Origin of the sequence: Hymenobacter roseosalivarius DSM 11622 (genome assembly GCF_900176135.1) — a bacterium.
GTDB lineage: Bacteria > Bacteroidota > Bacteroidia > Cytophagales > Hymenobacteraceae > Hymenobacter > Hymenobacter roseosalivarius.
Genome location: NZ_FWWW01000087.1, coordinates 77,446 through 104,113 on the forward strand (window position 1 = coordinate 77,446; position 26,668 = coordinate 104,113).

Consider the following 26,668-nt stretch of genomic DNA (forward strand, 5'->3'; position numbering starts at 1 on the left):
CCGTGAGATCAAGAGGCTTCGGAGGAACATAGCTGGCAGCATTTCCGCTATCAAAGTCTATTTGAATGTTGCCAAAAATATTAACCTATATATAGCGGATTCACGAACGGTGTACGTGATAGCCGCAGTGGTTAAACCACGCTTTGGCATCGTCGCCGGTAATCCACTCGACAGCGGTTTGAATGGCCGCTTCCAGCGCCTGGCCCGTACGGGCCTGCGCTTGGCGTAAGTTAGTCTTGAGCTTGCTCCACGCCTGCTCGACGGGCGTGAAATCGGGCGAGTAGGGTGGTAAAAACAGCACCTCGACGCCGCGAGCGGCCAGTCCTTCCCGCAGCCCGCCGAGCTTGTGCACGGCTAGATTATCGAGCACCAGCACGTCACCGCGGCGCAACTGCGGTCCCAGCACGCGGCCTACGTAGAAGGCGAAGCGGCGCTGGTTCAGCGCCCCAGCCAGCACCTGTACGGCCGTGAGCCCGCGCACGCCCAACGCCCCAATCAGCGTCAGGCTCCGCCCACGCGTCAGCGGCACAGCCCCGCCCACGCGACGGCCGCCCGGGGCCCGGGCGTAGCGCCGACAGTAATCCAGGCGCAGGCCCGTCTCGTCCAAAAAGTAAAACCGGTGCACATCGCCGCGCCCGGCAATGGCTTCCACGTGCTGGCGCCGCAGTTGCTGCACCCGGGGCGTGTCACGCTCGCTGGCGTGCAGGCTTTTTTTTCCGGCGCAGCCCGTGCTCGTTGACTACGCGCCAGACCGTGCCCACGCTCACGCGCTGGCCCGTTTCAGCTAGGAGCACCGTGCGCAGTTCGGCCAACGTCGCGTCCGGTTGCCGCCCGACGTGTGCCACCAGCCACGCCTGCGCCGCCGCGTCCAGACAGCGCGGCGGTCCGCCCCGGCCGGGCAACGCGGCCACGGAGCTGGTCTGCCGCTGCCGCCGCAACAGCTTGCCAACAAACGCCACGCTCACGCAAAAGCGGGCCGCCACATGCGCCTGCCGAGCCCCCGGTTCGGCGCACGCCTGCGCAATGCGCTGGCGCAAATCCAAAGAATACGCTTGCATACAGTTGCTTACGCATTCCGCCCGCCAACAGCTACACCGTTCTGGAATGTGCTATAAGTCACTTTTGTGTATCGATTTTCAGGGGTTTGCTAATTCTTTCACTTTTAATAAATTGTTGAACCTTAATATTTTCCCACATAATTAGTTTTTCTTCTACTCTGGTAATTGCTCGAATATCTCCATCCTGGGAAATGACAAATCCTAAGCTGCCATTATTATTCCAGCAGTACGAAAACATAGAGCAGTGCCGGGTGCCGAATTGATTGGGGCTCACGGCTGAGATTTTAGTTTCGCGTACGGTAGCGCTTTTGGAAACATACACATAGTCCGGCAAAGGCTTAGACCGAATAACGGTGCCGAAGCCTTTAACTTTTAAATCGGTAGTGAGCACTACTAAACCATCGATGCAGGATAAAGAAGAAATAAATCGAATAGCACCTTTTATTTCATCACTTGTTTCCTTTTTCTGCGCTTCCGATACGTTTTCACTTATATACAACGATACAGGCACCAGATTTTTCTCGTCTTTCGAGAATTCATCAGCTATAGCATTCGAGTACTTGTAATGCGAAATATTGAGCTGAATATAATTTACAATTGCCCTGAATAATCGGTCGTAGGATAGCTCGTGTTTTACGTTTAAACCTGCTTTTTGATACGGTGTTATCAAAAAAGCTCCCCCGTGATGATAGTTCTGGGTTTTAAGAAGAATGCGCGATAAAGATTGAATAATGGATGTTTCTATATACTCGTCCCAATCTTTGGAATCCTCGTCTTTGTGATGTTTTTTAATATAATCTCGGATTGCCTTTTTATAAGGCTCGGAAAATGATTTTAATATTTTATTTACGGTGCCCTTTCTGAAAACATCGACATAATTGCTGATTAGCGTATTTTGCTTTAAGGTGGCAATCAACTCATAATCGAGCATTACATGAATGCTCCCGATGTCGGATATGGTGGTCTGGAAAAGGCCGGGTTGTTCGGAGCCGGAATCGGTTTCGTAGTTGAGAAAATCCTGGTAATGAACCGCCTGGTCGATCATGCCCCAGATAAAAAGCTCATTATTGGAGTCGTAGTACACGGCCAGCGACGAGCTCCATGGGTCGGCCGCTTTCGACAGCTTCACGATGTTTTTTACCGTGAAGGGAATGCGTTTGCGGAAGTGGATATAATTCCAGCGGTCGGCCACAATGCGCTCGGGCGGGGTAGGGTCGGGGTCAGCCGGATCGATGAAGGTGACTGTAACCTTAATCAGCTGGCCTTCTTCCGTTTTGAGGCTCGTAAAAAACAGGTTCTCGAACAGATGAGTTATTATGCTCTCGCTGGGCTGCGGATAGTTAGTCTTCGTTAGCTTTTTGTATACCAGCCTAGCTAAGTCGTGATAAGTGGAGTTCGTATGTGCCATCGTATCGTGCCGAATAAGCTAGAAACCCGTTAACGTTCCCAAGTAAGCTATTCCTAAATATACGTCCGCTTTGCTCTTATGGCTCTGACTACCCTAAAACTTCCTGAACTCTCGCTGGTCCTGCTCATGGGTACGTCGGGGGCGGGGAAGAGTACGTTTGCCCGTCGCCTTTTTCGGGCCACGGAAATCGTGTCTTCGGACTACTGCCGGGCGCTGGTGGCCGACGATGAAAACGACCAGTCGGCCACGCCCGATGCGTTTGCTCTATTGCAGTACCTGGTGGGCGTGCGCCTCAAGCGCGGCCTACTTACGGTAGTCGATGCCACCAACGTGCAGCCCGAAGCCCGCAAGGTGCTGGTGCAGCTGGCCCGCGACTACCACGTGCTGCCCACGGTCATCATCCTCGACGTGCCCGACCGCCTAGCCGAGGACCGCAACCAAACCCGCCCCGAGCGCCGCCACCTGCCCCGGCACGTAGTGCCCCAGCAGCGTCAGCAGCTGCGCCGCAGCCTCAAAACCCTCAAACAGGAAGGCTTCCGCCACATTTTTCACCTGCGCGGTGCCGAGGAAATCGACGCAGTGCAGGCCATCGTGCGCGACCCGCTCTACAGCAACCGCAAGCACGAAACCGGCCCCTTCGACATTATCGGTGATGTGCACGGCTGCTATGATGAGCTGGTGCAGCTGCTCGGTAAGCTGGACTTTGTGGTGGAAGAGGAGCCAATCGTGGACGTGCGCGACTTGGGCGTGCGCGTGACGCGGACCCCACCCCCCAGTCCCATCCCCGGCAGGGAGAGGGAACCAGACGATAGCTTTACAGTAGAACGCACCCCTCCCCACCGGGGAGGGGCTGGGGGTGGGGTCCCACGTAAGGTCATTTTCCTAGGCGACCTGGTAGACCGTGGCCCAGCCTCCCCACAAGTGCTGCGCCTGGTCATGCGGATGGTGCAGGATGGGCTGGCGCTGTGCGTTCCCGGCAACCACGATATTAAGCTGCTGCGCCATCTGGGGGGCAAAAATGTGAATGTGCAGCATGGTTTTGCCGAAACCCTGGAGCAGCTGGCCACCGAGTCGGACACGTTCAAGAGCCAAGTGCGGCAGTTTCTGGATGGGCTCGTGAGCCATTATGTGCTGGATGGTGGCCGTCTGGTGGTGGCCCACGCGGGCATGCGCGAGGAAATGCAGGGCCGCGGCTCGGGCGCCGTGCGGGCCTTTGCCTTGTTTGGCGAAACGACCGGCGAGATTGACGAATTTGGTTTGCCCGTGCGCTACAACTGGGCCTCGGAGTATCGGGGGCGGGCGATGGTGGTGTATGGCCATACGCCCGTGCCCGAGGCGGAGTGGCTGAATAATACCATCGACATTGATACGGGCTGCGTGTTCGGTGGCCAACTCACGGCCCTGCGATACCCCGAGCGGGAACTGATTTCTGTGCCCGCCGCCCGCGTGTACTGCGAGCCGGTGCGCCCGCTGAACTATCGCGCCCTTGAGCTTCTAGAAGCTGCCCAAACCGACCTTTCCGCCCAACAGCAGCACGACGACCTGCTCGACATCCGCGACGTGACCGGCAAGCAAATCATCCGGCCGCGCCTGCTGCCTTCGGTTACTATTCGGGAGGAAAACGCTGTGGCCGCCCTAGAGGTGATGAGCCGGTTTGCCCTCAACCCCAAGTGGCTGTTGTATTTGCCCCCCACCATGTCGCCCACCGAAACCTCGCCGCTGCCCGACCTGCTGGAACACCCCGCCGAGGCCTTCGACTACTTCCGCCGACAGGGCGTGGAGCGCGTGGTGTGCGAGGAAAAACACATGGGTAGCCGCGTAGTGGTGGTATTGGCCCGCGACGAGGAGGCCGCGCGCCGCCGCTTCGGGGTGGTAGGCGAGGGGCCGGGCAAGTGCTACACCCGCACCGGCCGAAACTTCTTCACCGCCCCCGCCCTGGAAGCCGCCTTCCTCACTCGCCTGCAAGACGCCCTGCTGGGGGGCAATTTTTGGGAGAAATTTCACACCGACTGGGTCTGCCTCGATGCCGAGCTGCTACCGTGGTCGGCCAAGGCGCAGGAGCTGATCAAGAACCAGTACGCCGCCGTAGCCGCTGCCGCCGACGCTGCCCTGCCCCTGGCCGAAGCCACGCTAGCGCAAGCCGCCACCCGCGGCCTCGACGGCGTGGAAGCCCTGCTGGCCCGTACCACGGCCCGCCGCACCGCCGCCACGCACTACGCCGAGGCCTACCGCCGCTACTGCTGGCCGGTGGAAAGCCTCGACGATTTGCGCCTGGCACCCTTCCACCTGCTGGCCACCGAGGGCCGCACCTACTTCGACAAAGACCACGCCTGGCACATGGAAACCCTGCGCGCCCTCTGCCTGCCCGACCCCGGCCTGCTCCGCGCTACCGCCTATCACGTAGTCTCGCTCCAGGATCCCGCCGCCGTGGAAGCCGCCATCCAGTGGTGGACTGACCTCACCGCCGCCGGGGGCGAAGGCATGGTCGTAAAGCCCTACGATTTCATTCCCGCCACCAAAAAAGGCCTTCTCCAGCCCGCCCTCAAGTGCCGGGGCCGCGAGTATCTGCGCATTATCTACGGCCCCGACTACCTGCTGCCCGGCAACCTGGAGCGCCTGAAGGAGCGGGCCGTAAAAGCCAAGCGCAACCTGGCCCTGCGTGAGTTTGCCCTCGGCGTGGAAGGCCTGGAGCGCTTCGTAGCCGGCGCCCCGCTACGGGAGGTGCACCAGTGTGTGTTTGGTGTGTTGGCTCTGGAAAGCGAGGCCGTGGATCCTAGGTTGTAGGACTTCTTCTATGCTGCTGTATAATTAATATTTCTTATACAACTTTTTTCCTTGCTTCAACCAGATACCTCTGAAACTATATAACCAAAGTCTTTTTTTGTCATCGCATTTTATATCCATAGCTTCTCTGAAGGCACTATACTGAGGTGTTTTTATTTTTTCAATAACTTCCCCTTCTTGAATTTTAAACAGGTAATATGCACTGTCGCCATAATACCTGTTTGTTCCAACTAAGTAAATATATTCATCACAATGACATATACCGCTAGCCTCTGTAATGAAATTAGAATTAAATACTAGTTTCCAAGAATCATTGTTATTTTCATATAATTCGCCTCGTGTATTATTGACTTCTATAAGTTTAAAATTATTGTCGTCGAAGTATGAGCCATCGTGTATCGTGTTATTGACAGTGTAATTTAATTCAGGAATGTATTTTATGAAACGCCAGTTAGTAGCTAAATCGTCCTTTGCCTCATATACCTTTCCATCAGTGGCGACTACCTGAAGAGGATGATTAGGTTGAGAATAAAATTTGAGAGGAAAAAACTTGTTAGTATCAAATTTTCTTGGCATTGACCAAGTTTTGCCTAGATCAAAGGAGTAAGATATTCGTGAATAATCAGGTTCGTGTATGCCTTGCCAACTGTCTAATCCCCAAAGTACTCCATTATCATCAATCATTATATGTTTAAAATATACATAACCGTATTGTTTTGCTTTGGTGTGCATTGTGTTCCAATGCAACCCTGCATCTGTAGTTACTGATAAACCACCTTTCCACTTAGCGACTACTAATGTATCACCAGATACAGGTAGTAAGTCATAAACACTAGGGTCGTATTCGTCATTAAGAACATATTTGTTCTTGACTGATCGTTCTTTAAAATCATACTTCTTAAAGATTAAATCATGGTTATCGTTTTGTTTTCTATTGCAGGAGTTAATAGCAAACATGAAAAAAGAAATAATGTATACACAGCGTACTTTTATTGTTGTAAACTTTGCCATGAATTAATGATTTTTTACAGGATCATACAATGTTAATGATATTTTACTAGGTAGGTAATGAAGAGTATAGCTCTTCATTACCTACCTATACTCTTCTCCCGTGCGCCCTTAAACTCTGATCCAGCTTTCCACTGCGGAAACGTAATTTCACCAGCCAGGCGCTGCCCCACGCGGAAGTAGAGTTGGGCGTCCTGGGCAATGCCGCTCAAATCCCAGTTGGGGTCGAACTGGTCGGCGGGCTTGTGGTACATGTTGGTAGTATAGTTCTGGCGCTGCCGGGCAATGGCTTCCTTGCCGCCGGTGCGGCTCTCGAAGCCCCCGCTGGCGTAGAGGGAGGGCACGCCGACGTGGGCGAAGCTGAAGTGGTCGGAGCGGTAGAACATGCCGGTTTCGGGCGTCTGGTCGGGGAGGAGGTAGCGGCCCTGCTCCTTCGCGGCGGCGCGGGCGTACTCCTCCAGCTCCGATTGGCCATAGCCGATGACGGTGAGGTCCTTCATCTTGCCGTAGGGCCAGAGCATGTCCATATTCAGATCAGCCACGGTTTTGTTGAGCGGAAACACCGGATGCTGAGCGTAGTAGGCCGAGCCCAGCAGACCCTGCTCTTCGCCCGTTACGGCTAGGAACACAATGCTGCGGGCGGGCTTCTGGGGGGCTTTTTGGAAGGCTTCGGCAATGCTCAGCAGAGCAGCCAGACCGGTGCCGTCGTCCACGGCGCCGTTGTAGATGGAGTCGCCGGCAATGGCTTTGCCCACGCCAAAGTGGTCCCAGTGGGCCGAGTAGATGATGTATTCATTGGGGCGAGTGGTGCCAGGTATCACCGCCAGCACGTTGCGACTGGTCTGGCGCCGGAGCTTGTTCTGGATGCTGGCCGTGACGGTAAGGCCATCGAGCGGGCGGGCGCGGAATCCTTTCTGGTTGGCGGCGGCGTAAAGCTGGTCGTAGTTCTGGCCGGCGGCCTGGAAGAGGCGCTTAGCCGCGTCGAGCGTTAGCCAGCCTTCGATGGCGCACTTGCTGGCGCCTTTGTCGGCGGTCTGGGCGCGTAGCTTGGGGCTGACGGCCCCACTCAGCACCACCGACCACGGGTAAGCGGCCGGCTTGGTATCGTGCACGATGAGCACGCCGGTGGCGCCGTGGCGGGCGGCTTCCTCGTATTTGTAGGTCCAGCGGCCGTAGTAAGTCATGGCTTTGCCCTTGAACAGCGTGGTGTCGGTGCCCGCGTTGCCGGGGTCGTTTACGAGCACCACTACCGTTTTGCCTTTCACGTCGAGGCCGGCGTAGTCGTCCCAGCCATACTCGGGGGCCACTACGCCGTAGCCGGCAAATACCAGCGGCGAGTTAGTAACGGCTACCTGAGGCTGCTCGCGCTGGGTGAAGGCCACAAAGTCGGTTTTATACTGAAGGCTCAGGTTCTGGCCGTTGCCCTTGATTTGCATGGTAGCAGCTGGCGTACCCGTTATTTCGACCAGCGGCACCGGCTGATAGTAGCTGCCATCGGGTCCGGGCTTGAGGCCGAGCTTCTGGAACTGGTCGGCCAAATATTTAGTGCTGCGCTCCTCGCCCACGGTAAACGGCTTGCGGCCCATCATCTCATCCGACGACACAGCTTGCAGATACTTGCTGATACTGGCTGTGCTGATAGTATCGGTGGAAGCGGCTGCGGTTTCGGCGGTAGCGGTAGCGGCTGGCTGGCTAGCCTCCGTGGTGTTGGAAGCGGGCTGCGACTGGCAGCTGGTCAGCGCCTGGCCAAGCAGTCCGGCAACAGCAGAGAAGCGAGTGATTGGTAACATACGGGTATGGCTGTTAAACCTCAAAGTTCAAATAGCAGGGTTTGAGGAAGTTGAGAAGGGGGCTGACGAAAAGGAATTCTGTGTATCAATAGTAGCAGATATTCGCTTACAAATTCTACGCTCAGATCCTTCATCTTGCAGGCCTATGCACGCTCGTATTCAAACCGCCCTTACCCAACTCGAAGCGACCCACAGTATCCGTGTCCTTTACGCCTGCGAATCGGGCAGCCGGGCCTGGGGCTTTCCCTCGCCCGATAGCGACTATGACGTGCGCTTCATTTACGTTCACCCGGCCGACTGGTATCTGACGCTAGACGAAGGCCCCGACACGCTCAACTTTCCGGTGGATGAGGAGCTGGACCTGGCCGGGTGGGAGTTGCGCAAGGCGCTGAAGCTGCTGCGGGGCTCGAATGCGGCTTTGTTTGAGTGGTTGCAGTTGCCGGTGGTGTACCGGGAGGCGTTGGATTTTCGGGCGGCCGTGCAGCCTTTTATGGGTGAATGCTTTAATCCACGGGCCGGTTTGCACCATTACCTGGGCCTGGTGCGGCGCGAGGTAGAGGATGATTTGACTGGGGAAGAGGTGCGGCTGAAGCGCCTGTTCTATGCCCTGCGCTCGGCGCTGGCAGCCCGCTGGATTCGGGAGCGGCCCGCAAAATTGCCCCCCATGGAGTTTCGGTTGTTGCGGGAAATGCTGCCGACTGCGCTGAGTGGAGTGGTGGATGAGCTATTGACCCGCAAAGCCACCGCCGATGAAAAAACAATGGTGCCGTCGCCGGGCGAGTTAGTAGCTTTTCTGCATGAGGAATACGCGGACGGGCAAGCTGCCCGCGCTACATTGCCCGTACCAGCGGCTGGCGCGGTTTCGGGGCTGGAAGCGTTGTTTCGGCGGTTGATTAGAGCGGCGTTTGAGCAGTAACGCGAAGCGGTGCTTCGCTCGTTGAACAAGCAGCTGAGAGCATTTATTGACTGATGACCGCAACGCAAGGCGAAGCACCGCTTCGAGTTACAAGCAATTTCTATGACCATTTCTGACCTGCGCCAGCGTGGCCTGATTCTTTTTGAAGCCATCAGCGGGAGCCGCGCGTACGGTACCAATCTGCCCCACTCGAATACGGACCTGAAGGGTGTATTCATTCTGCCCGAAAGCGGGTTTTATGGGCTCGACTACGTGCCTCAGGTCGCTAATGAAACGAATGACGAGGTGTTCTACGAGTTGCGCCGCTTCGTGGAATTGTTGCTCAAAAACAACCCGACGGTGCTGGAGCTACTGGGCACGCCGCCCGACTGCGGCATCTCCCGGCATCCGTTGTTCGTGGCTTTTCGGGCCGAAAATTTTCTGTCGAAGCTTTGCCGCCCGAGCTTCGCCGAGTACGCCGTGGCCCAGATTCGGAAAGCACAGGGTTTGAACAAGAAAATCAACCATCCTGAGCCGCCAACCCGTAAGTCGGTGCTGGATTTTTGCTACGTGACGGTGGGAGCCGGGGCGCGACCGGTGCAGCAGTGGCTGGCCGGGCAGGGCTATACGGCCGCCCAGTGTGGCCTAGCCAACGGCCCCATCTTACCGACTTGTACGCATTGTTTATTGAGGATAAAAAAGCCCCCTACGGCTACCGGGGCCTGGTGCGCGACCCGGAAACCTCCCAGGATGTGCTGCTGTCGGCCGTGCCGAAAGGGGAGGTGCCGGTGGCGTATCTGAGCTTCAATCGCAACGGCTACAGCACCTACTGCCGCGTGTTTCGCGAGTACCACGACTGGGTGCAGAAGCGCAACGCCGAGCGCTACCAGAATACCGTGCGGCACGGCAAAAACTACGACGCCAAAAATATGCTGCACGTATTCCGCCTGCTGCAAATGGCTGAAGAGATTGCCCTTACAGGCCAGCTGCACATGCGCTGGCCCAACCAGGAGTTTCTGCTGCAAATCCGGCGGGGCGAGTTTGAATACGAGGCGTTGGTAGAGGAAGCCGAGGCGCTGGTGACGCGGGTAGAAGCCGCTTTTGCCGCTTTGAGTTTACCGGAGGCACCCGACAAACAGGCAGCCGAGAAACTGCTGATTCGGGTGCGGCAGGGTTTTTATGCCTCGACACGCGTCTAAGGTTGGGCTGAAGAGCTTACTGCAGGGGCCAGCGCTACCTATTCATCGGGTCATCACGTAGTTGCGGCAGAAACTGAAGCGGGCGCATCATCTGAAAGTATGCAGCGTTACCCCTTCACCACGCTTAGGAGATAATTCAAGAGGATACCTATCGCTACCACCTGTTGACAGGGCCAGTACGCCCAAAAATGCTGGCCTATCGTGTATTGTTGATTAACAGTAGGGTAGGGGAGGAGTTGGTGCATATCCGCACGTTTCTCCTTAACCAGTATTTTCAGCCGTGCCGGGTTGCTATGCTTTTCCATTCATTTCGGTCGCTTTGCCAGCAATTAAGTAGAGCATAGGTAATAGTATAGGCTTACTCGTTGTAGGGGCTAAAATAAGAAAGCCTCCAGATTAACTCCAGGAGACTCCTTATTTCAATACTTTATGATTTACTGTGTAAAACATTATAAATCAATTGTATATAAAAAATTAAAAATATTTACCCAACATGAGTAAAATGCGACTGGTACCAGCTAGCTGCCTGTGCTACGTCCAGGGGCGTGAGGGTATGGCTAGCAGGAGCATCGTAGCGCGTAAGCTTGAAGCCCCGACTAGTAAGCAGACTTGCGTAACGGTCGGTGGCGGCGTCTACGGTTGGGTCGCGCTGACCGGGCGCAAAAAACACCGGCACCGGATTCTGGGGGGTATTTTGGTCTTCTGTATTCATCATCGGGGCCGCAGGCACCTCACTCAGCGGCTGCATGGGGCGGAGCAGGGCGGCACCAGCAAGTAGCTCAGGGCAGAGAAGGAGCATACTCCCGATGAGGTTGGCCCCATTAGAATAACCCAGCGCTACCAGACTTTGTAAATCAAAACGTTTCTGGGGGGCAATTTCGCGCAGGAAGTGCACCAGCTCATGGGTGCGGAAACGGACGTCATCTTCATCGAACACACCCATGCCAAGTCAGCGGAAAAAGCGGGGCATGCCATTCTCCAGCACGTTGCCGCGCACGCTCAGTACATTGAAGCCCGTGCCAAGTTGGCTAGCGATAGGCAGCAGGTCGCGCTCATCGCCGCCCGTGCCGTGGAGCAGCAGCAAGGTACGGCTGGTTGCCTGCTCGGCGGGGCGGTAGATATAATGAAGAGGCTGATAGTCCATAGATCAACGAATAACAGGTAATTGAGCTTCGATCTGCGCCCGACGGCCTTCGTACTGGGGTGGCAGCAGCAGGTGGGTGCCAAGCTCAGCCAACGGCTCGTCGATCATAAAACCAGGATTGTCGGTGGCAATCTCAAACAAAATGCCCCCCGGCTCACGGAAGTACAGCGAGTGGAAGTACTGCCGATCAATCTGCTCTGTGATGTTCAGGCCGCGGGCCGCAATCTTCTCGCGAAAGCGCATTTCCGTGGCATCGTCGGGTACGCGAAAGGCAATGTGGTGTACCGAGCCGCCGGCCACATGTCCACGGGCCTCGCCGGGCGCTTCTACCAGATCAATGATGGCCGCGCCGGGCACGGCATCGGTAGCGAAGCGGTAGCGGTTTACGTGCTGCTCTACCAGCTTGTAGCCAAATACGTCGGTCAGAATTTCGGCCGTGCCTTTGATGCTGGCCAGGGTCAGGGTTACGTTATGAAAACCCTTGGTCGCTACATCGGCGCTCACTTCCGGGGTGGTCCAGGGCGTGCGCGGGTCGGGGTTTTTAGCCACGGTAAGCTCCAGTTTCAGACCATCAGGGTCGAGAAAGGTTAGGTAGGGCTCGCCGAATTTTTCGTTGGGCTTGTTGAAGGTGAGATTGTACTGCTCGAAGCGCTTGAGCCAGAAGTCGAAGCTACCCTCGGGGACCGAGTACCCAATTTCCGTCGCCTGTCCGGTTCCGCGCCGGCCGGGCGTCATGTTCTGCCAGGGAAAAAACGTGAGAATGGTGCCTGCCGAACCAACTTCATCACCAAAGTAAAAGTGGTAGGTACTGGGGTCATCGAAGTTGACCGTTTTCTTCAAAAAGCGCCGACCTAATACTTTGGTGTAGAAGTCGTAGTTGCGCTGGGCGTCGCTGGAAATAGCGGTGATATGGTGCAGACCGAGGATGTGGTCAGACATACAAGGCTATAGTTAAGGATGAACGGGGGCTAAATCAATAAGCAGGAAAAAATCCAGTGTTAAAGTCAAAGTCCTGAAACATCTGATCATGAGCATACGTAAAATCCATCGTAGGGCCTGCCTATGGGAGTCTGCAGCCTACGGATTGAATAAAAGTGACAGTGAACCAGAGTTGTTTTCCAGAGTAAAAGTAGAGGTAGAAATTAAGTGTCTGACAGGAATTACTGAAGTTATTTAAAAACCAAAAACCCCTCGCTAGGAGGGGTTTTTGTAGAAGGAATTAGAATGGTAGGGTAAGCAGAGAAGATAGATACTACTTAACCTCTAAGCGCTGCGAGCTGATTTTGCCCTTCTCGCCTACGCGCACCAGATACAAACCACTTGCTAAGCTCTGAATGTCTAAGCGCTGGCCTAGTGTACCACGCTTCTCCAGAACCGTTTTGCCAGTCATGCTGATAATCTGCACATAGTCAGTGCCAGTTGGCAGCATCACGTAGTCAGTTGCTGGGTTAGGATAGATCGTTACGCCAGTAGAAGCCTTCGAGGAAGCACTTGAACTCGTGCCGCTCAGTGTTGCGCTGGAGCTAACACTGTTGGCGCTAACGCCAGTGCCGATCCGGGTGAGAACCCAACGCTGGTTGTTGCCACCGTTATCATCCCACTGTAATACCTCAGCTCCGGCGGCGCTGCTGCGACCAAATACGTCTAATACCTGGTTGGTACCTTTGTGCGTTAGCTTGTAGGTGCCATCACCCTGACGCTGGACAATCCAACGCTGGTTGTCACCACCGTTATCGTCCCACTGAATCACGTTAGCACCAGCGGTAGCGCTGCCGCCTTCCACATCCAGTACTTTGTTCGTGCCTTTGTGCGTGATCTTGTAGGTGCCATCGCTGTTAAGAGTGAAAATGAAGCGCTGGTTGTCACTACCGTTATCATTCCACTGAATCACATTAGCGCCAGCAGCCGAGCTGCTGTTAGCTACGTCCAGCACTTTGTCAGTGCCTTTATGTGTCAGCTTATACGTGCCGCCCGATACGATATCACTATTACCAGGAGTTGGCGATGGGGTAGGAGCGGGAACAGGTGATGGAGCAGGAGCAGAAGAACCTGACGTTGGACCTACAACCACACCGTTATTACGGAGCTTAGTTTCCCAGATTACGTACTCTGCTTTTTCAGTATCGCGGGTAATTAGAAACGGCAATTCCGTATTCAGCGAGTAGTTATGGGGCTCGTTTGCATTGGGCAGGTACTGGTCGTTACGCTGCCGGCCATTATTCCGGTTAACGTACCCTATTACATTATTGTAAGCTTTGTTATTGTAGAAGATGCCTTCCTCCGATTTCATAATGTAGACACCTACGTTATTGCAGCGTATGTACGTGCCGTCTTCTAGGTAGCCCGAGTTAATGATCCGGTTGTTATAAAACTCCATGTCATGGCCCGCGCCTACGCAAATGCCTTGAGTACCGGTGCTGACAACGTGATTGTCGAAAGCTTTCGTGAAGCCGGGCGCTTCGTTTATATCGCTGCTGTGGCCGTCGCCCATGTTGATGCCGCCCCCGCCGTAGTCGGTTTCGGTACCGGGGCTGCTAGGATAGGCACCCTGGATGTAGTTATTGTGGATAAGCATGGGGCTATCCGATGTGCCATTGGACAAGTAGAAATTGATATTCTCTTCTACCCGGCTCTTATAGGGCTCGTTAACCACCTGATTCCAGGCAACTTCTACTCCCCGTACACCGCGTACGCTGTTGAACTGCACGAACTGCACCCGCTCAAATCCACTGCCGTTGCGGAAACGGCCGTCGATGTTGCTTACTCTATTGTAAAGAATTTTTACCGTCTCGTTAGTCGACTGGTTGCCTTGGTAGAAAGCCAGATAAATACCCGACGTATGATCGAGGTAGTTGTGCTCTAGGCGAATGTTCTTGAAATTATTCGCATCCAGAAAGCGGCCGTACCGTACGTTGTCCTGGCTTGGCGTCATACCGTAACCATTCGAGTTGCGCACCGTTAGATTGATGCCAGGATGATGGGCACGGATCAAAATGCCCCGGCTACGAATATTCGCATTTTCAATTACTACTGGCTCGGAAGTTTCAACGCTAACAGCGGGGGTATTCGAGTCGTTGCTCTCCCAGTTGCCGGAGTAAGTACCGCCTCTGGAGATAACCAAAGGACCTTGATAGCTCTGGGCGAAGCCGGTGTAAGCACCGCCGGTGAAGAGCAGAAGCAGCCAGGAAAACAGTGTCCAATGAGATGTTGCTTGGCGTGCTGAAGCGGGGGTAAGGTGTCGGATGTGCATTCGTTGAGGAGTTTGAAAGAATAAAAGTGAACAATCCAGAGTGAACGAAACAGACCAGTTTAGATGGGAGTCTACTGGTTTAGAAGTGGCAATATTACTGGATAAACCCGAACCCGAAGCAAGAGGACAAAAAGTTGCACATAGTGGAAACGCCATAAAGCCTATTGTTCAGTCAAGTAGATAAAGCCATAATCAATATAGTAAAAAAGCCCCCCAGAGCATTCTGGGGGGCTTTTTTACTATATTATGTAAAGTAGATCCTACCTCTTTATTACAAATAAAAAGGCGTGAATAGCCTGAATTTTTCGCTAGGTGCCATTATAAGGTTCTAAGTATAGGTAATGATTTATATTGAAATACGGCGTGAGAAAATTGGACAACGAATCAGGTAGAAAGATAACTTATGCCCTAGTGGTGTAGCTGAAAGAACAGCCCGTCAACCACAATAATGCTAAGGTTTTTTATCGAGCCTTGGCTAATTGAAATGGTTGCTAACGGTGGAGGGTATAACTCACTAAATTATTTCACAACGATAATAATCTCAGATTTCACCTTTTAATATAATATAGGGTTGTAATATATGAACTTTGGTAAGCTTGATCGTAGATATATTGTAAAAGTTATATTTTAATTACTTAAATTGGTGTTTACAAATTATATATTATATATAATTTATTGAATTAAAAGGCCTTTGCCTGTGCTTATGGCAGGTATATATCTCTCCATTGGCTTTTCTTGTTTTACGCCTTTTGCAGCCTGAATCTTATGGTTAAGGCGAGGGGATTTGTCCGGTAAAAACTCAGCCTTGGTTTCCATAGGTAAGGCCATGCTCACCACGTCACCCGACTTCCACTTGCGTTTAATGGTCAAGTAGCCGGGGGCTGACGTATTGTATTCTACGGCGCGACCATTAACGAGTACCTGACGTGCGTTCGGCTTGAGCCAGTTGGGTTGCCGGATGTGCAAGGAAAAACGGCAGGCTTTTTTTAGCTGAAGCTTCATGCTAGTCGTCTCAGCGTAAGGAAAGTGAGTTTCCTGCGTCAGGGTCAGGCCTGACTCGGGCCAGGTGAGGCGGGAGGGAATGAAGAGATTAACAAATAAGTCCTCCTTATTATGAGCATAAATCAGCTCACCGTATTTGCCGTGGTTTTCCAGGCCCGAGCCCACACAGCACCAGAAGCTTTCCTGTGGTTGGGAATACACGCGGTAATGCCGGGGCCGCATGGGGGTGAAGTACACGAAACCACCCTTTTCCGGGTGCTGAGAGGAGAGAATGTGGTTGTAGAGGGCCCGTTCGTAGTAGTATATATAAGGAGTGGCGGCGCTGGTCAGGTACAACTGCTTGGTTAGCTTCAGCATGTTGTAGGTATTGCAGGTTTCGGGGCCTTCCTTGCCTTCCAGCATGGCCGTGAAGTCCTAGACGGGGTGGGAGTGTTCGCTCACGCTGTTGCCGCCAATCGAGACGATACGATGCTCCACCACCGTTTTCCAGAAGAAAGCGGCCGCGTTGCTCCACGCCGTATCGCCGGAAAGCTCGGCCACGCGCTCGTAGCCGATAAACTTGGGAATCTGGGTGTTGTCGTGGAGACCGTTCAACTCATCTTTGCCCCCCAGCAGCGGCTCCAGTATCGAGCGGTGCGAAAAACGCCAGGCCAGCGTCAGGTACGTTGTGTCGCCGGTAATTTCCGCTACATCGGCCAGCACTTCATTCATGCCGCCGTGCTCGCTGCGCAGCATATCCTGCATCTGGGCGTCGGTGAGCGAAGCGGTCAAATCAACGTCCCAGTTGGCTAGCTACACCAGCATGTCTTTAGCCTTGGCGTTGCCCGCGAACAGGTAAGCATCGCGCAGGCCCGCGTAGGTTTTGTGGATGTTGTACCAGGGTACCCATTTATCGTTGAGCGAAAAGCTGCCCGCATCGATTTTGCTGGCTTTTACCTGCTCCCACATTTTTTGCCCCCCAGCGAATGGAGCAGCGCACTAAGTTGCTAGCTTACCCTTAAAATTTCAGGATAAAGTTGACAGCGGACAGAAGGTTGGGGCTGTCGTCTTGCAGCAGACGAGGCAAGGCATTGGCGCGTAAGGGCGGCCATCGGTACCCGTCACGTAATGGCCTTGTCCTGAATGTCTTCCACCGGCGGCAGCACTTTGCGGTCGCCGATAATGTAGCGCAAGCCTTTATCGTAGCTGAAGTAGGTATAGCCCCAGTTGAGCAGCACGATCAGGCGGTTGCGGAAGCTAACCAGCGAGATTACGTGCACGAAGCTCCAGGCCAGCCAGGCTAAAAAGCCCCCCAGCCGCAAATCGCGGCCAAAAAGCTTAATGTCGGCCACGGCATGGTTGCGGCCGATGGTGGCCATGCTGCCTTTATCATCGTAGCGGAAAGGCTGCATGGCTTCATTCTTAAGCCGGCGCATCAAATTCTCGCCAAGCAGGCGCCCCTGCTGCAGCGCCGGCTGCGCTACCATCGGGTGGCCTTCGGGATAAAGCTCACTGCGCATAGCCGCAATGTCGCCGAGAGCAAAAATGTTGTCGTAGCCCGCTACCTGATTGAACTCATTGACGGCGTACCGGTTGCCGGGCAGCAGACAATCAGCACCCAACCCTTGTATAGGGCTACCCGTGACGCCCGCCGCCCAGATAAGCGTGCGGGTAATCAGCTGCTCACCGGTATTGAGCGTCACGGTATAGCCGTCGTACGATTTCACGCGGCGGTCCAGCCACACCTGTACCCCAAACTGCTTCAGGTATTCCAGCGACTTGCGGGAAGCTTCCGCCGACATCCCTTTGAGCAGCACCGGGCCGCTCTGCACCAGGTGAATATCCATTTCCTTGAAATCCAATTCCCGGTAGTCGCGCGGAAATACGTGGGCGCGCAGCTCACTCAGAGCACCGGCAATCTCTACGCCGGTGGGGCCGCCACCCACAATCACGAAGTCCAGCAGGCTGTTGATTTTCTCCATATCGCCCAGCTGCAGGGCCTGCTCGAAGTTGGAAAGCACGGTGTTGCGCAGCTCAATGGCATCGGCCACCGTTTTCAGCGTAATGGCGTGCCGCTGCATCTGCTCATCGCCGAAGAAGTTGGACGTAGCCCCGGTGGCCAGCACCAGATAATCGTAGCGCATGCGGCCAATGGACGTTTCGAGCAACTGTTGTTCAGTATCAACACATAGGGCTTCAGCGAGGCGAAAATAGAAGTTGTCCTGGCCATCCAGAATTTTGCGGAAGGGCGACACGATGGAGTCGGCCGCCAGGCTGGCCGTAGCTACCTGATAAAGCAGAGGTTGAAAAGCGTGGTAGTTCTGCTTGTCGATAAGCACCACCTGCACCGGCGCGTGGCGGAGCGCCCGCGCCAGCTCCAGACCGCCAAAGCCGCCGCCCACAATTACCACCCGCGGCTGATTAATATCCTCTATTTTAGTCAGGGTTTCCATATGTATGAGGGGGCCGGAAGTAAGAAGTCGCCAGGGTAGGGCTGAGCTTCATTTCAAGGTTAGCTGGCTGAAATACGCGAGATGGACGAAGATGGGGGTGATATTGCTCATTCACTAAAGATTCATGTGGTTGAAAAAGCCCCCCAGCCCAGCCTTACGCCTTGATCCGTGTTCATTCGGCTTTCCTGGTCTCTATTCTGGCAGAGTTGCTTTTGTGCTTTAAACTATTTACTTGCAAGAGATTAAACCCCTTGTCTTATGGAAGTCGAAGTTCTGAAGTATCCCGCGGTGCGCAACTACATCGCCGGCCAGTTTGTAGCAGATGCCCATCCGCGCAGCCTGGAAGTATTCAGCCCGCTCAGCGGGGCAGTAATTTCGACCGTGCCCCTGAGTGGGCGGGCTGCGCTAAACCAGGCGGTGGAAGCTGCTCAGGCTGCCTTTCCTGCCTGGTCCGCAATGCCGATAAAAGAGCGGGTGCAGGTTTTTTATCGCTACAAAACCCTGCTGGAAAAGCATCTGCCCGAGCTAACGAATTTGGTGCGCGAGGAAAACGGCAAGACGACGGATGAGGCACGAGCCGAAGTAGAAAAGGCCATTGAGCTGACCGAATTTGCTTGCTCTTTGCCTCAATTAGTAGCTGGTGAATTACTGGAAGTCAGCCAGGGTGTAGAATGCCGCGCCGAGCGCAAGCCTCTGGGTGTGGTGGCCTCCATCGCGCCCTTCAACTTCCCCAATATGGTCCCGCACTGGACCATTCCCAACGCTATTGCTTTGGGCAACTGCATGATCCTGAAGCCCTCCGAGCAGGTGCCCATCAGCGCTGGCCGCATCGCCGAGCTGCTGAAAGAAGCTGGCCTGCCCGATGGCGTGCTCAACATCGTGCACGGCGACAAGGAAATTGTGGAGGCCATTTGCGACCATCCTGGCATTAAGGCGGTGTCGTTCGTGGGCTCTACCAGGATTGCGAAGGTGGTTTACCAGCGCGCTACCTCCAACCTGAAGCGCTGCGTGGCGCTAGGCGGAGCCAAAAACCATTTGCTCGTCCTGCCCGATGCCCACGTAGATATGACCGCCTCCAACGTAGCGGCTTCTATGTCAGGTTGCGCCGGGCAGCGCTGTATGGCGGGCTCGGCTATGGTAGCCGTGGGCGCCGTGGAACCGATTATTTCTCGATTAGTAGAAGAAGCCCGCAAGATTGTGCCGGGTAAAAATCTGGGTTCTGTTATTAGCCGGCAGGCTAAGGAACGGATTGAACGCTACATAACGGAAGCGGAGCAAGCCGGCGCTCATATTCTATTGGATGGCCGCAACGCCGTCGTTGCCGGGCAGGAAGATGGCTATTACGTAGGCCCTACCGTTATCGACCATGTGACTACCGATATGGCCATTGCGCATGAAGAGGTCTTCGGGCCCGTGCTGGCCATTATTCGGGCCCAAGATATAGATGAGGCGTTAGCCATTGAAAATTCGTCCAACTATGGCAACGCGGCGTCGGTGTTTACCCAGAGCGGCGGACTGGCTCGCTACGTGATGGAAAATGCGTCGGCCGGTATGATAGGCGTGAACATCGGGGTGCCCGTGCCGCGGGAGCCTTTTTCCTTCGGCGGCTGGAATGAGTCCAAGTTCGGCGCCTGCGACATCACTGGCAAAAGCTCTATCGAGTTCTGGACTCAGCTCAAGAAGGTGACCACCAAGTGGAACCCCGAGTCGCGCGTGAACTGGATGAGTTAGAGGCCTAATCGTAAAAGGTGGTCATGCTGAGGCGGAGCCGAAGCATATCGCGTGCTGACGTTATAGAGCATGACCGCTTTTTCAGGGCGCTAACAACTCCATAACATCAGTACGCGATATGCTTCGGCTCCGCCTCAGCATGACCGAAAAAACAAATAAACCCACCTCACCATGGAAACGCTCACCCACGACAAGCAACAGATTCTGCAGGACAACCTTGATTACACGCTTTTCTCCTGGTCGAAGCAGGCGGGGCTGAATCCGATTAATGCCGAGCGGGCCGAAGGCGTGTACGTGTACGACCGGGACGGCAAGCGCTATATTGACTTTTCCTCCCAGCTGATGAACGTGAACATCGGCCACGGCAACCAGAAGGTGACCGAGGCGGTGGCGGCCCAGATGCAGGAGCTGAGCTACGTGTATCCCGGCATGATTACCAAGGCCCGCGGCGACCTGGGCAGGAAGCTGGCCGAAATAACGCCCCCCAACCTGACCAAAGCCTTTTTTACGCTGGGTGGAGCGGAGTCAATTGAGAATGCCATCAAGCTGGCCCGCGTGTACACCGGCCGCCACAAAATCGTGACCCTATACCTCTCATTCCATGGCGCGTCGTACGGGGCCATCAGTGCCGGCGGCGACCCGCGCAAGCTGGCCGTAGATAGCCAGGCGATGCCGGGGGTAGTACACGTCGAAAACCCGTATTTCTACCGCTGCCCCTGGTACAGCACCACGCCCGAAGAATGCGCCGAGCGGGCCGCGGCCCACATGGAGCGGGTTATTCAGTACGAGGGACCCGGCAACGTGGCTGCCATTCTTATGGAAGGTGAATCAGGCACCTCGGGCTGCATAAAATACCCCCCAACCTACTGGCAGCGGGTGCGCGCCATCTGCGACAAATATGGTATTCTGCTCATCGCCGACGAGGTAATGAGCGGGTTTGGCCGCACCGGCAAATGGTTCGGTTCCGACCACCACGGCGTAAAAGTGGACATGATGGCAATAGCCAAGGGTATCACGGCCGGCTACCTGCCACTGGGGGCCGTGATGGTGGATGAAAAAATAGCTGCCTCCTTCGACGACAAACCTTTGCCTCTTGGTCTGACCTACTCGGCCCACCCCGTTTCGTGCGCGGCCGCCGTAGCGGTGCTCGACATTTACGAAGAGGAAAACATGATTGAGAATGCCGCCGAAATGGGCAAATACATGGACGCCCGCATCTGCGACCTGATGGGCCAGCACCCCAGCATCGGCGACTGGCGCAATACAGGTCTGCTGGGCTGCATTGAGCTGGTAAAGAACCGCGAAACCAGAGAGCCCATGGCTCCCTGGAACGCTGCCCCCAACCAAATGGAAGTAATGAATCAGGTGGCGGCCAAAATCCGGGAGCTGGGCATGTACACCTTCGTGCGCTGGAACTACATTTTCATCGCGCCGCCGCTGAATATTACTAAAGAGGAGGTGGAAGAAGGACTGGCCATTATTTCCCAGGCCGTCAGCATTGCTGACCAGCATACGCACGGCTGATAACCCGCCTGGGGGGCTTTTCTTGCTTTAGAGCCGATTTTATGGTGCTGTTGAGCTCCGGCTGTAGCTGGAGACCGGGACCCGTTTTGAATATAATTTGGAGTAAGAAAAATTCAATGCGCGTCAGCTATTTGAATTTGTAAAGAAAAAATGCTAAATTTTTAGTCCCTATCCTCTACACTTTCCCTCTCTGAATGGCGTCTCTGCTCATTAAAAACGGCCGTGTCGTGACGGCTGATTCCGATAGTGTCTGTGATGTGCTGATTGACGGCGAAATCATCGTCGCTATTGGCCGGAATCTAACGGAGTCAGCGGATCAGGTAATTGACGCGGGGAGCAAATTGGTGCTGCCCGGCGGCATCGATCCGCACGTGCATCTCGATATGCCTTTTATGGGCACCTTCAGCAGCGACACCCACGAAACTGGTACCCGCGCCGCGCTACACGGCGGCACCACCACCGTCATCGACTTTGTGCTCCAGAAGCAGGGTCATTCCCTGCGCGAAGCCCTCACGGAGTGGCAGGGGCGGGCCACCGGCACTGCCGTCGGCGACTACTCTTTCCACATGGCCGTGACGGATTTTAATGAGCAAACCCGAGCCGAAATTGCGGAAATGGTGGCCGAAGGCATCACGTCTTTCAAGGCATTTATGGCCTACAAAGGCGCGCTCATGATCGACGACGCCCAGCTGGTGGGCCTGATGCAGGAAGTGAAAAAGCACGGTGCCCTAGTAACCGTGCACGCCACCAACGGCGACATGATTGATACGCTCGTGGCCCAGCACCGCGCCCAGGGCAAGCTGTCGCCGCTGTATCACTACCTCTCGCAGCCGGAAGTGACGGAAGCCGAAGCCTCCGGCCGCTTCACCGATATTGCCAACTACACGGGCGTCAATGCCTACATCGTCCATCTGACGTGCGAAGGCGCTCTGAACCAAGTGCGCGAGGCCACGCGGCGCAACCAGCGGGTTTTCGTCGAAACCTGTATTCAGTACCTGCTGCTCGATGCCTCGCTCTATGAGCAGGACTTCGAGGGGGCAAAATACGTGATGTCGCCGCCGCTGCGCCAGAAAAAGGACCAGGAAACGCTGTGGGCGGGCATTAATCAGGGCTTAGTGCAAGTGGTTGGCACCGACCATTGCCCTTTTCTGTGGGAGCAGAAACAACTGGGAAAGCATGACTTTTCCAAAATCCCGAACGGCCACCCCGCCATTGAGCACCGCATGGAACTGCTCTTCTCGGAAGGCGTGAGCAAGGGCCGCATCAGCCTGCAACGGTTCGTGGCCGTGACAGCCACCAATGCGGCCAAAATCTTTGGCATGTTCCCTCGCAAAGGCACCATCAGCATCGGTGCCGACGCTGATCTGGTCATCATCGACCCGCAGCGCCAGCACACCATTTCCGCCGCCACCCACCACATGAACGTCGATTACTCGGCCTACGAGGGCTGGGAGCTGACGGGCAAGATTGAAACAGTGGTACTGCGTGGCCAAGTGGCTATCCGGGAAGGCCAGGCACAGGTGGAAAAAGGCTACGGCCAGTTTATCAGGCGCGGCCCAACGATTTTCTAACTAACTTATACTAAGATAGTAAAGCCGTATTGGGTACATTGCTTAACTGCCGACTGGCCTCACTCTCTTCTAACTTTCAAAACTGAACCCCTCAGCTCATGCCACGAATGATTAAATCCGGTCTTATCCAGATGAGTTTGCCCATGACCGAGGGCGAAGGTTCCATCGCGGAAATAAAGGAAGCCATGGTGCAGAAGCACTTGCCCCTTATCGATGAGGCCGGCCGACAGGGCGTGCAAATCCTGTGTTTGCAGGAAATATTTAACACGCCCTATTTCTGCCCCGGCCAGGACAATGCCTGGTACGCGTCGGCGGAAGCCGTGCCTGGCCCCACCACCGAGCGCATGGCCGAGTACGCCAGGAAGTACAACATGGTCATCATCGTGCCGGTGTACGAAAAGGAAGCGGCGGGCTTTCTCTACAACACGGCGGCCGTCATTGATGCCGATGGCACCTACCTGGGCAAGTACCGCAAGAACCACATTCCGCACACCTCCGGCTTCTGGGAGAAGTATTTTTTCAAGCCGGGCAACCTGGGCTACCCCGTTTTTCAAACCAAATACGCCAAAGTGGGCGTGTACATCTGCTATGACCGGCACTTCCCCGACGGCGCCAGGGTGCTGGGCCTGAATGGGGCTGAAATAGTATACAACCCATCGGCCACAGTTGCGGGCCTCTCGCAGTACCTCTGGAAGCTGGAGCAGCCCGCGCACGCCGCCGCCAATGGCTATTTCATGGGCTGCATCAACCGCGTAGGGGAGGAGAAGCCCTGGAACCTGGGCAGGTTCTACGGCTCGTCTTACTTCGTCGACCCCAGGGGGCAAATTTTTGCCCAGGCCTCAGAGGATAAAGACGAGCTGCTGGTTGCCGAGTTTGACCTTGATATGATCGAAGAGGTACGAGCCACCTGGCAGTTCTTCCGCGACCGTCGCCCCGAGACCTACGAGAAGCTGGTCGAGCTGTAGGCGCCTATGTTAGTGGTACTACGACTCCAAAGTCGTAGTACCACCGCCTTTTATCACCCCATAACCTATCGCCAGTCCCATGGCCGAGTTCTTTCCCCCAGCTTCCGAACAGGAGTTTCACGCCAACTTCGCGCAGCTTAAGCCCCGGATGAATACTACGGAGGCGCTGTACGAAAGCTCGCGCTGCCTGTTTTGCTTCGATGCGCCCTGCATTAAAGCTTGCCCTACCGGCATTGATATTCCGCAGTTTATCCGGCAGATTAACACCGGCAACGTGACCGGCGCGGCCCTAACTATTTACGAGGCGAACTACTTCGGTAATGCCTGCGGCAAGGTGTGCCCCACGGAGGTGCTGTGCGAGGGAGCGTGCGTGTACAACCTACAGGATGTGAAGCCGATAGAGATTGGTCGTCTGCAAAGTTTTGCTACCCGCCAGGTAATCGAAAGCCACAAGCACCTCTTTGAGCCGGGGCAGCCCAACGGCCGCAAAGTGGCCATCATCGGCGCGGGGCCGGCGGGTATTTCCTGCGCCTGTGAGCTGCGGGCGCTGGGCTACGAGGTAGATGTGTTTGAGGCCAAATCCCAGCCTTCGGGCCTTACGGTGCATGGCGTAGCGCCTTACAAAATCACCAACGAAGAAGTGCTGGCTGAGATGGACTACCTCCAAACGCAGTTTGGCTACCGGGTGCAGTATAATTCGCCCATCACCTCCCGGCCCGATTTGCTGGCGCTCGAAGAAGCCTACGACGCCGTTTTTCTGGGTATTGGTCTGGGCAAAACCAACGCTTTGCTGCTGCCGGGCGAGGAGTGCGAAAACTGCGTGGGAGCGGTCGAGTTTATTGAGCAGCTGCGACGCGAGCACCACCAGATTCTGGTGGGCCGCAAGGTGATTGTGCTGGGCGGAGGTAACACTGCTATGGATGCGGCCTCGGAATCGGCGCGCCTGGGTGCCGAGGACGTGATTCTGGCGTATCGGCGCGGCAAGGACGATATGGGTGCCTACGACTTCGAATACGATTTGGCCAAGAGTGTGGGCGTAAAAGGCCTATTCAACGTGTCCCCGCTCGAAATTATAGGCAACGGCCGCGTGGCGGGCGTCCGGTTTATCCGCACGACTACCGTGGACGGGCAGGTGCAGGCCGTGCCCGGCAGCGAGTTCGTGGAAGACTGCGACATGGTTATCAAAGCCACCGGCCAGGCCAAGCAGACAACTTTCCTCAGCCTGATTCCTGGTTTGCAGCTCGATAGTAAAGGTCGGATCATGGCTGATACGCACACGTATCAAACGACTAACCCACAGTATTTTGCCTCCGGCGATGCCCTCAATGGCGGCGCGGAAGTAGTAAATGCTGCCGCCGAAGCCAAGGTAGCTGCCCGGAGCATTCACGCCTACCTGTCAGCTCGGTAAAAAAGCCCCCCAGCGTTACTTGTCAGCGCTTTAGGATATACATAATTCAGCCCCCACTCGGACGCATTTTGCTCCGTTCATTCACTTGACTTTTCCATGCCGGATCTCTCCATAAACTTCGCCGGGATTAAGTCACCAAATCCTTTCTGGCTGGCCTCGGCGCCGCCTACCAACTCGGGCTATCAGGTGATGAAAGCCTTCGATGCGGGTTGGGGCGGGGCTGTCTGGAAAACGCTGGGCGTGCCGGTCGTGAACGTATCGAGCCGCTACGGCGGGGTAAACTACCGTGATAAGCGCCTGATCGGTTTCAACAACATCGAGCTGATTTCGGACCGCCCGCTGGCCGACAATCTGCGTGAAATTGAGGAAGTGAAAAAGCACTTTCCGCACCACGCCGTTATTGCCTCCCTGATGGTGCAGAGCCGGGAGGAATGGCACCAGATTGTGCGCGACGTGACCAACGCCGGCGCCGATGGCATTGAGCTGAACTTTGGCTGCCCTCATGGCATGTGCGAGCGGGGCATGGGCTCGGCGGTCGGCCAGGAGCCGGACGTGCTGCGCACCATCGTGGAATGGGTGATGGAGGTAGCGCAGATTCCGGTGATTGTGAAGCTGACGCCCAATATCTCCGATATCACGGAGCCCGCGCGAGCTGCTCGTCTGGGCGGGGCCGACGCCATTTCGCTGATCAATACCATCCAAAGCATCGTGGGGGTGGATCTAGACTTGTTCGCTCCCTATCCGATCGTGGATGGCAAGGGCACGAACGGCGGCTATTGCGGTCCGGCCGTGAAGCCAATTGCCCTGAATATGGTGAAAAACTGTGCTCAGGACCCTTATGTGCAGCTGCCCATCTCCGGCATTGGGGGGATTGAGAACTGGCGCGACGCCGTGGAGCACATCCTACTGGGGGCCAGTTCGGTGCAGGTGTGCACGGCCGCCATGCACTTTGGCTTCGGCATTATCCGCGAGATGACGGCCGGGTTGGAGCAGTACATGGCAGAAAAAGGCTTTCATACTATTTATGACATGGTGGGCAAGGCCCTGCCCAATGTGAAGCACTGGGAAGAGCTAAACCTGAAGTACAAGGTGACGGCCAACATTCACGAAGACAAGTGCATTGGCTGCCAGCTCTGCTACACGGCCTGCGAAGACGGGGCGCACCAGGCCATTGCCCTGCGCGAAGGCACCCGCGTACCCGAAATTATCGAGGAAAACTGCGTGGGCTGCAACCTGTGCTCCCTGGTTTGCCCCGTCGAAAACTGCATCACCATGGAGCGTACCGACGATGGCACCGAACAGCTTACCTGGAAAGAGCGCACGCTGGCCGACACGATTCCAACGACCTTTAACGATGAGCGAGCCGGCGGCCTGCACCACTGGGTGCCCGAACCAACGGCTGCCCTCGGCAAGGAAAAGCACAAAACACTGCCTGGCAAGGCCCGGCAGATAACTAACGTAGCTCCCGCGCCCCACGATACGGTGAGACAACCGTAGCG

21 protein-coding genes and 1 pseudogene are annotated in these 26,668 nt (G+C 55.4%); 10 read left to right on the top strand and 12 right to left on the bottom strand.

Annotated features, from left to right (window positions below; genetic code table 11):
- Positions 1–100: 100 nt before the first annotated feature.
- Genes B9A24_RS15890 through B9A24_RS15900 form a run of 3 tightly spaced genes read right to left on the bottom strand, consistent with a single transcriptional unit; the run spans position 101 to position 2,466 of the window.
- The gene (locus B9A24_RS15890) at positions 101–676 is read right to left on the bottom strand and encodes an IS630 family transposase (RefSeq protein ID WP_159452075.1); all 576 of its coding nucleotides are present in this window, start codon (positions 674–676) and stop codon (positions 101–103) included.
- Positions 677–686: 10 nt separating this feature from the next.
- Positions 687–1,058 (bottom strand): hypothetical protein, encoded by a 372-nt coding sequence (locus B9A24_RS15895; RefSeq protein WP_234997366.1) that lies wholly within the window; start codon positions 1,056–1,058, stop codon positions 687–689.
- A 58-nt stretch (positions 1,059–1,116) separates the two neighbouring features.
- Positions 1,117–2,466, bottom strand: a complete 1,350-nt coding sequence (locus B9A24_RS15900) for a putative sensor domain DACNV-containing protein (RefSeq protein WP_084447005.1) — start codon at positions 2,464–2,466, stop codon at positions 1,117–1,119.
- A gap of 78 nt (positions 2,467–2,544) precedes the next feature.
- On the opposite strand from B9A24_RS15900, the gene B9A24_RS15905 reads away from it, so the two are divergent.
- Positions 2,545–5,250: a polynucleotide kinase-phosphatase gene (locus B9A24_RS15905; protein WP_084447006.1), complete on the top strand. Its 2,706-nt coding sequence runs from the start codon at positions 2,545–2,547 to the stop codon at positions 5,248–5,250.
- Between the two features lie 24 nt (positions 5,251–5,274).
- Here the strand turns inward: B9A24_RS15905 and B9A24_RS15910 are convergent, their stop codons facing one another.
- Together B9A24_RS15910 and B9A24_RS15915 are read right to left on the bottom strand one after the other, a co-directional pair.
- Positions 5,275–6,207 carry a WD40/YVTN/BNR-like repeat-containing protein gene (locus B9A24_RS15910; RefSeq protein WP_084447007.1) on the bottom strand — a complete coding sequence of 311 codons (933 nt, stop codon included), beginning with the start codon at positions 6,205–6,207 and terminating at the stop codon, positions 5,275–5,277.
- Positions 6,208–6,338: 131 nt separating this feature from the next.
- Complete coding sequence (locus tag B9A24_RS15915) at positions 6,339–8,048, bottom strand: M28 family metallopeptidase (protein ID WP_084447008.1); 1,710 nt, start codon at positions 8,046–8,048, stop codon at positions 6,339–6,341.
- A gap of 145 nt (positions 8,049–8,193) precedes the next feature.
- Between B9A24_RS15915 and B9A24_RS15920 the strand changes: the two genes are divergently transcribed.
- From B9A24_RS15920 to B9A24_RS22760, 3 genes are all read left to right on the top strand, one after another.
- The gene (locus tag B9A24_RS15920; protein WP_084447009.1) at positions 8,194–8,964 is read left to right on the top strand and encodes a nucleotidyltransferase domain-containing protein; all 771 of its coding nucleotides are present in this window, start codon (positions 8,194–8,196) and stop codon (positions 8,962–8,964) included.
- A gap of 102 nt (positions 8,965–9,066) precedes the next feature.
- The gene (locus B9A24_RS22755) at positions 9,067–9,744 is read left to right on the top strand and encodes a DNA polymerase beta superfamily protein (protein ID WP_234997368.1); all 678 of its coding nucleotides are present in this window, start codon (positions 9,067–9,069) and stop codon (positions 9,742–9,744) included.
- Entirely contained in the window at positions 9,669–10,142 is a 474-nt protein-coding gene (locus B9A24_RS22760; protein ID WP_234997370.1) for a hypothetical protein, read from the top strand. The genes B9A24_RS22755 and B9A24_RS22760 overlap by 76 nt, the downstream gene beginning before the upstream one ends.
- Before the next feature lie 484 nt (positions 10,143–10,626).
- On the opposite strand, the gene B9A24_RS15935 is transcribed toward B9A24_RS22760, so the two are convergent.
- The 7 genes and pseudogenes from B9A24_RS15935 to B9A24_RS15955 all read right to left on the bottom strand — a co-directional run bounded on the left by B9A24_RS15935 (position 10,627) and on the right by B9A24_RS15955 (position 17,970).
- A complete protein-coding gene (locus tag B9A24_RS15935; RefSeq protein ID WP_234997372.1) occupies positions 10,627–11,079 on the bottom strand; it encodes an alpha/beta hydrolase in 453 nt (150 codons plus the stop codon).
- A gap of 12 nt (positions 11,080–11,091) precedes the next feature.
- On the bottom strand, positions 11,092–11,286 hold the full coding sequence (locus B9A24_RS21715; RefSeq protein ID WP_143434978.1) for an alpha/beta hydrolase: 195 nt from the start codon (positions 11,284–11,286) through the stop codon (positions 11,092–11,094).
- A 3-nt stretch (positions 11,287–11,289) separates the two neighbouring features.
- Complete coding sequence (locus tag B9A24_RS15940) at positions 11,290–12,225, bottom strand: ring-cleaving dioxygenase (protein ID WP_084447011.1); 936 nt, start codon at positions 12,223–12,225, stop codon at positions 11,290–11,292.
- Positions 12,226–12,538: 313 nt separating this feature from the next.
- Positions 12,539–14,536, bottom strand: coding sequence for an RICIN domain-containing protein (locus B9A24_RS15945; protein ID WP_159452076.1), 1,998 nt, complete (start codon positions 14,534–14,536; stop codon positions 12,539–12,541).
- Positions 14,537–15,208: 672 nt separating this feature from the next.
- Positions 15,209–15,703, bottom strand: a complete 495-nt coding sequence (locus B9A24_RS23260) for a glycoside hydrolase family 127 protein (protein WP_394334642.1) — start codon at positions 15,701–15,703, stop codon at positions 15,209–15,211.
- A pseudogene (locus B9A24_RS23265) lies at positions 15,677–16,486 on the bottom strand (beta-L-arabinofuranosidase domain-containing protein); the annotation flags it as partial. The pseudogene B9A24_RS23265 and the gene B9A24_RS23260, both read right to left, overlap by 27 nt.
- A gap of 152 nt (positions 16,487–16,638) precedes the next feature.
- The gene (locus B9A24_RS15955; protein WP_084447013.1) at positions 16,639–17,970 is read right to left on the bottom strand and encodes an NAD(P)/FAD-dependent oxidoreductase; all 1,332 of its coding nucleotides are present in this window, start codon (positions 17,968–17,970) and stop codon (positions 16,639–16,641) included.
- A gap of 258 nt (positions 17,971–18,228) precedes the next feature.
- On the opposite strand from B9A24_RS15955, the gene B9A24_RS15960 reads away from it, so the two are divergent.
- From B9A24_RS15960 to preA, 6 genes are all read left to right on the top strand, one after another.
- Entirely contained in the window at positions 18,229–19,701 is a 1,473-nt protein-coding gene (locus tag B9A24_RS15960) for a CoA-acylating methylmalonate-semialdehyde dehydrogenase (protein ID WP_234997375.1), read from the top strand.
- 171 nt (positions 19,702–19,872) lie between these two features.
- The gene (locus B9A24_RS15965; RefSeq protein ID WP_084447014.1) at positions 19,873–21,225 is read left to right on the top strand and encodes an aminotransferase class III-fold pyridoxal phosphate-dependent enzyme; all 1,353 of its coding nucleotides are present in this window, start codon (positions 19,873–19,875) and stop codon (positions 21,223–21,225) included.
- A gap of 194 nt (positions 21,226–21,419) precedes the next feature.
- Entirely contained in the window at positions 21,420–22,796 is a 1,377-nt protein-coding gene (hydA, locus tag B9A24_RS15970) for a dihydropyrimidinase (RefSeq protein ID WP_084447015.1), read from the top strand.
- 107 nt (positions 22,797–22,903) lie between these two features.
- The gene (locus tag B9A24_RS15975; RefSeq protein ID WP_234997377.1) at positions 22,904–23,761 is read left to right on the top strand and encodes a nitrilase-related carbon-nitrogen hydrolase; all 858 of its coding nucleotides are present in this window, start codon (positions 22,904–22,906) and stop codon (positions 23,759–23,761) included.
- 79 nt (positions 23,762–23,840) lie between these two features.
- Entirely contained in the window at positions 23,841–25,169 is a 1,329-nt protein-coding gene (locus B9A24_RS15980) for an FAD-dependent oxidoreductase (RefSeq protein WP_084447016.1), read from the top strand.
- 96 nt (positions 25,170–25,265) lie between these two features.
- Positions 25,266–26,666, top strand: coding sequence for an NAD-dependent dihydropyrimidine dehydrogenase subunit PreA (preA, locus tag B9A24_RS15985; RefSeq protein WP_084447017.1), 1,401 nt, complete (start codon positions 25,266–25,268; stop codon positions 26,664–26,666).
- Positions 26,667–26,668 lie beyond the last annotated feature (2 nt).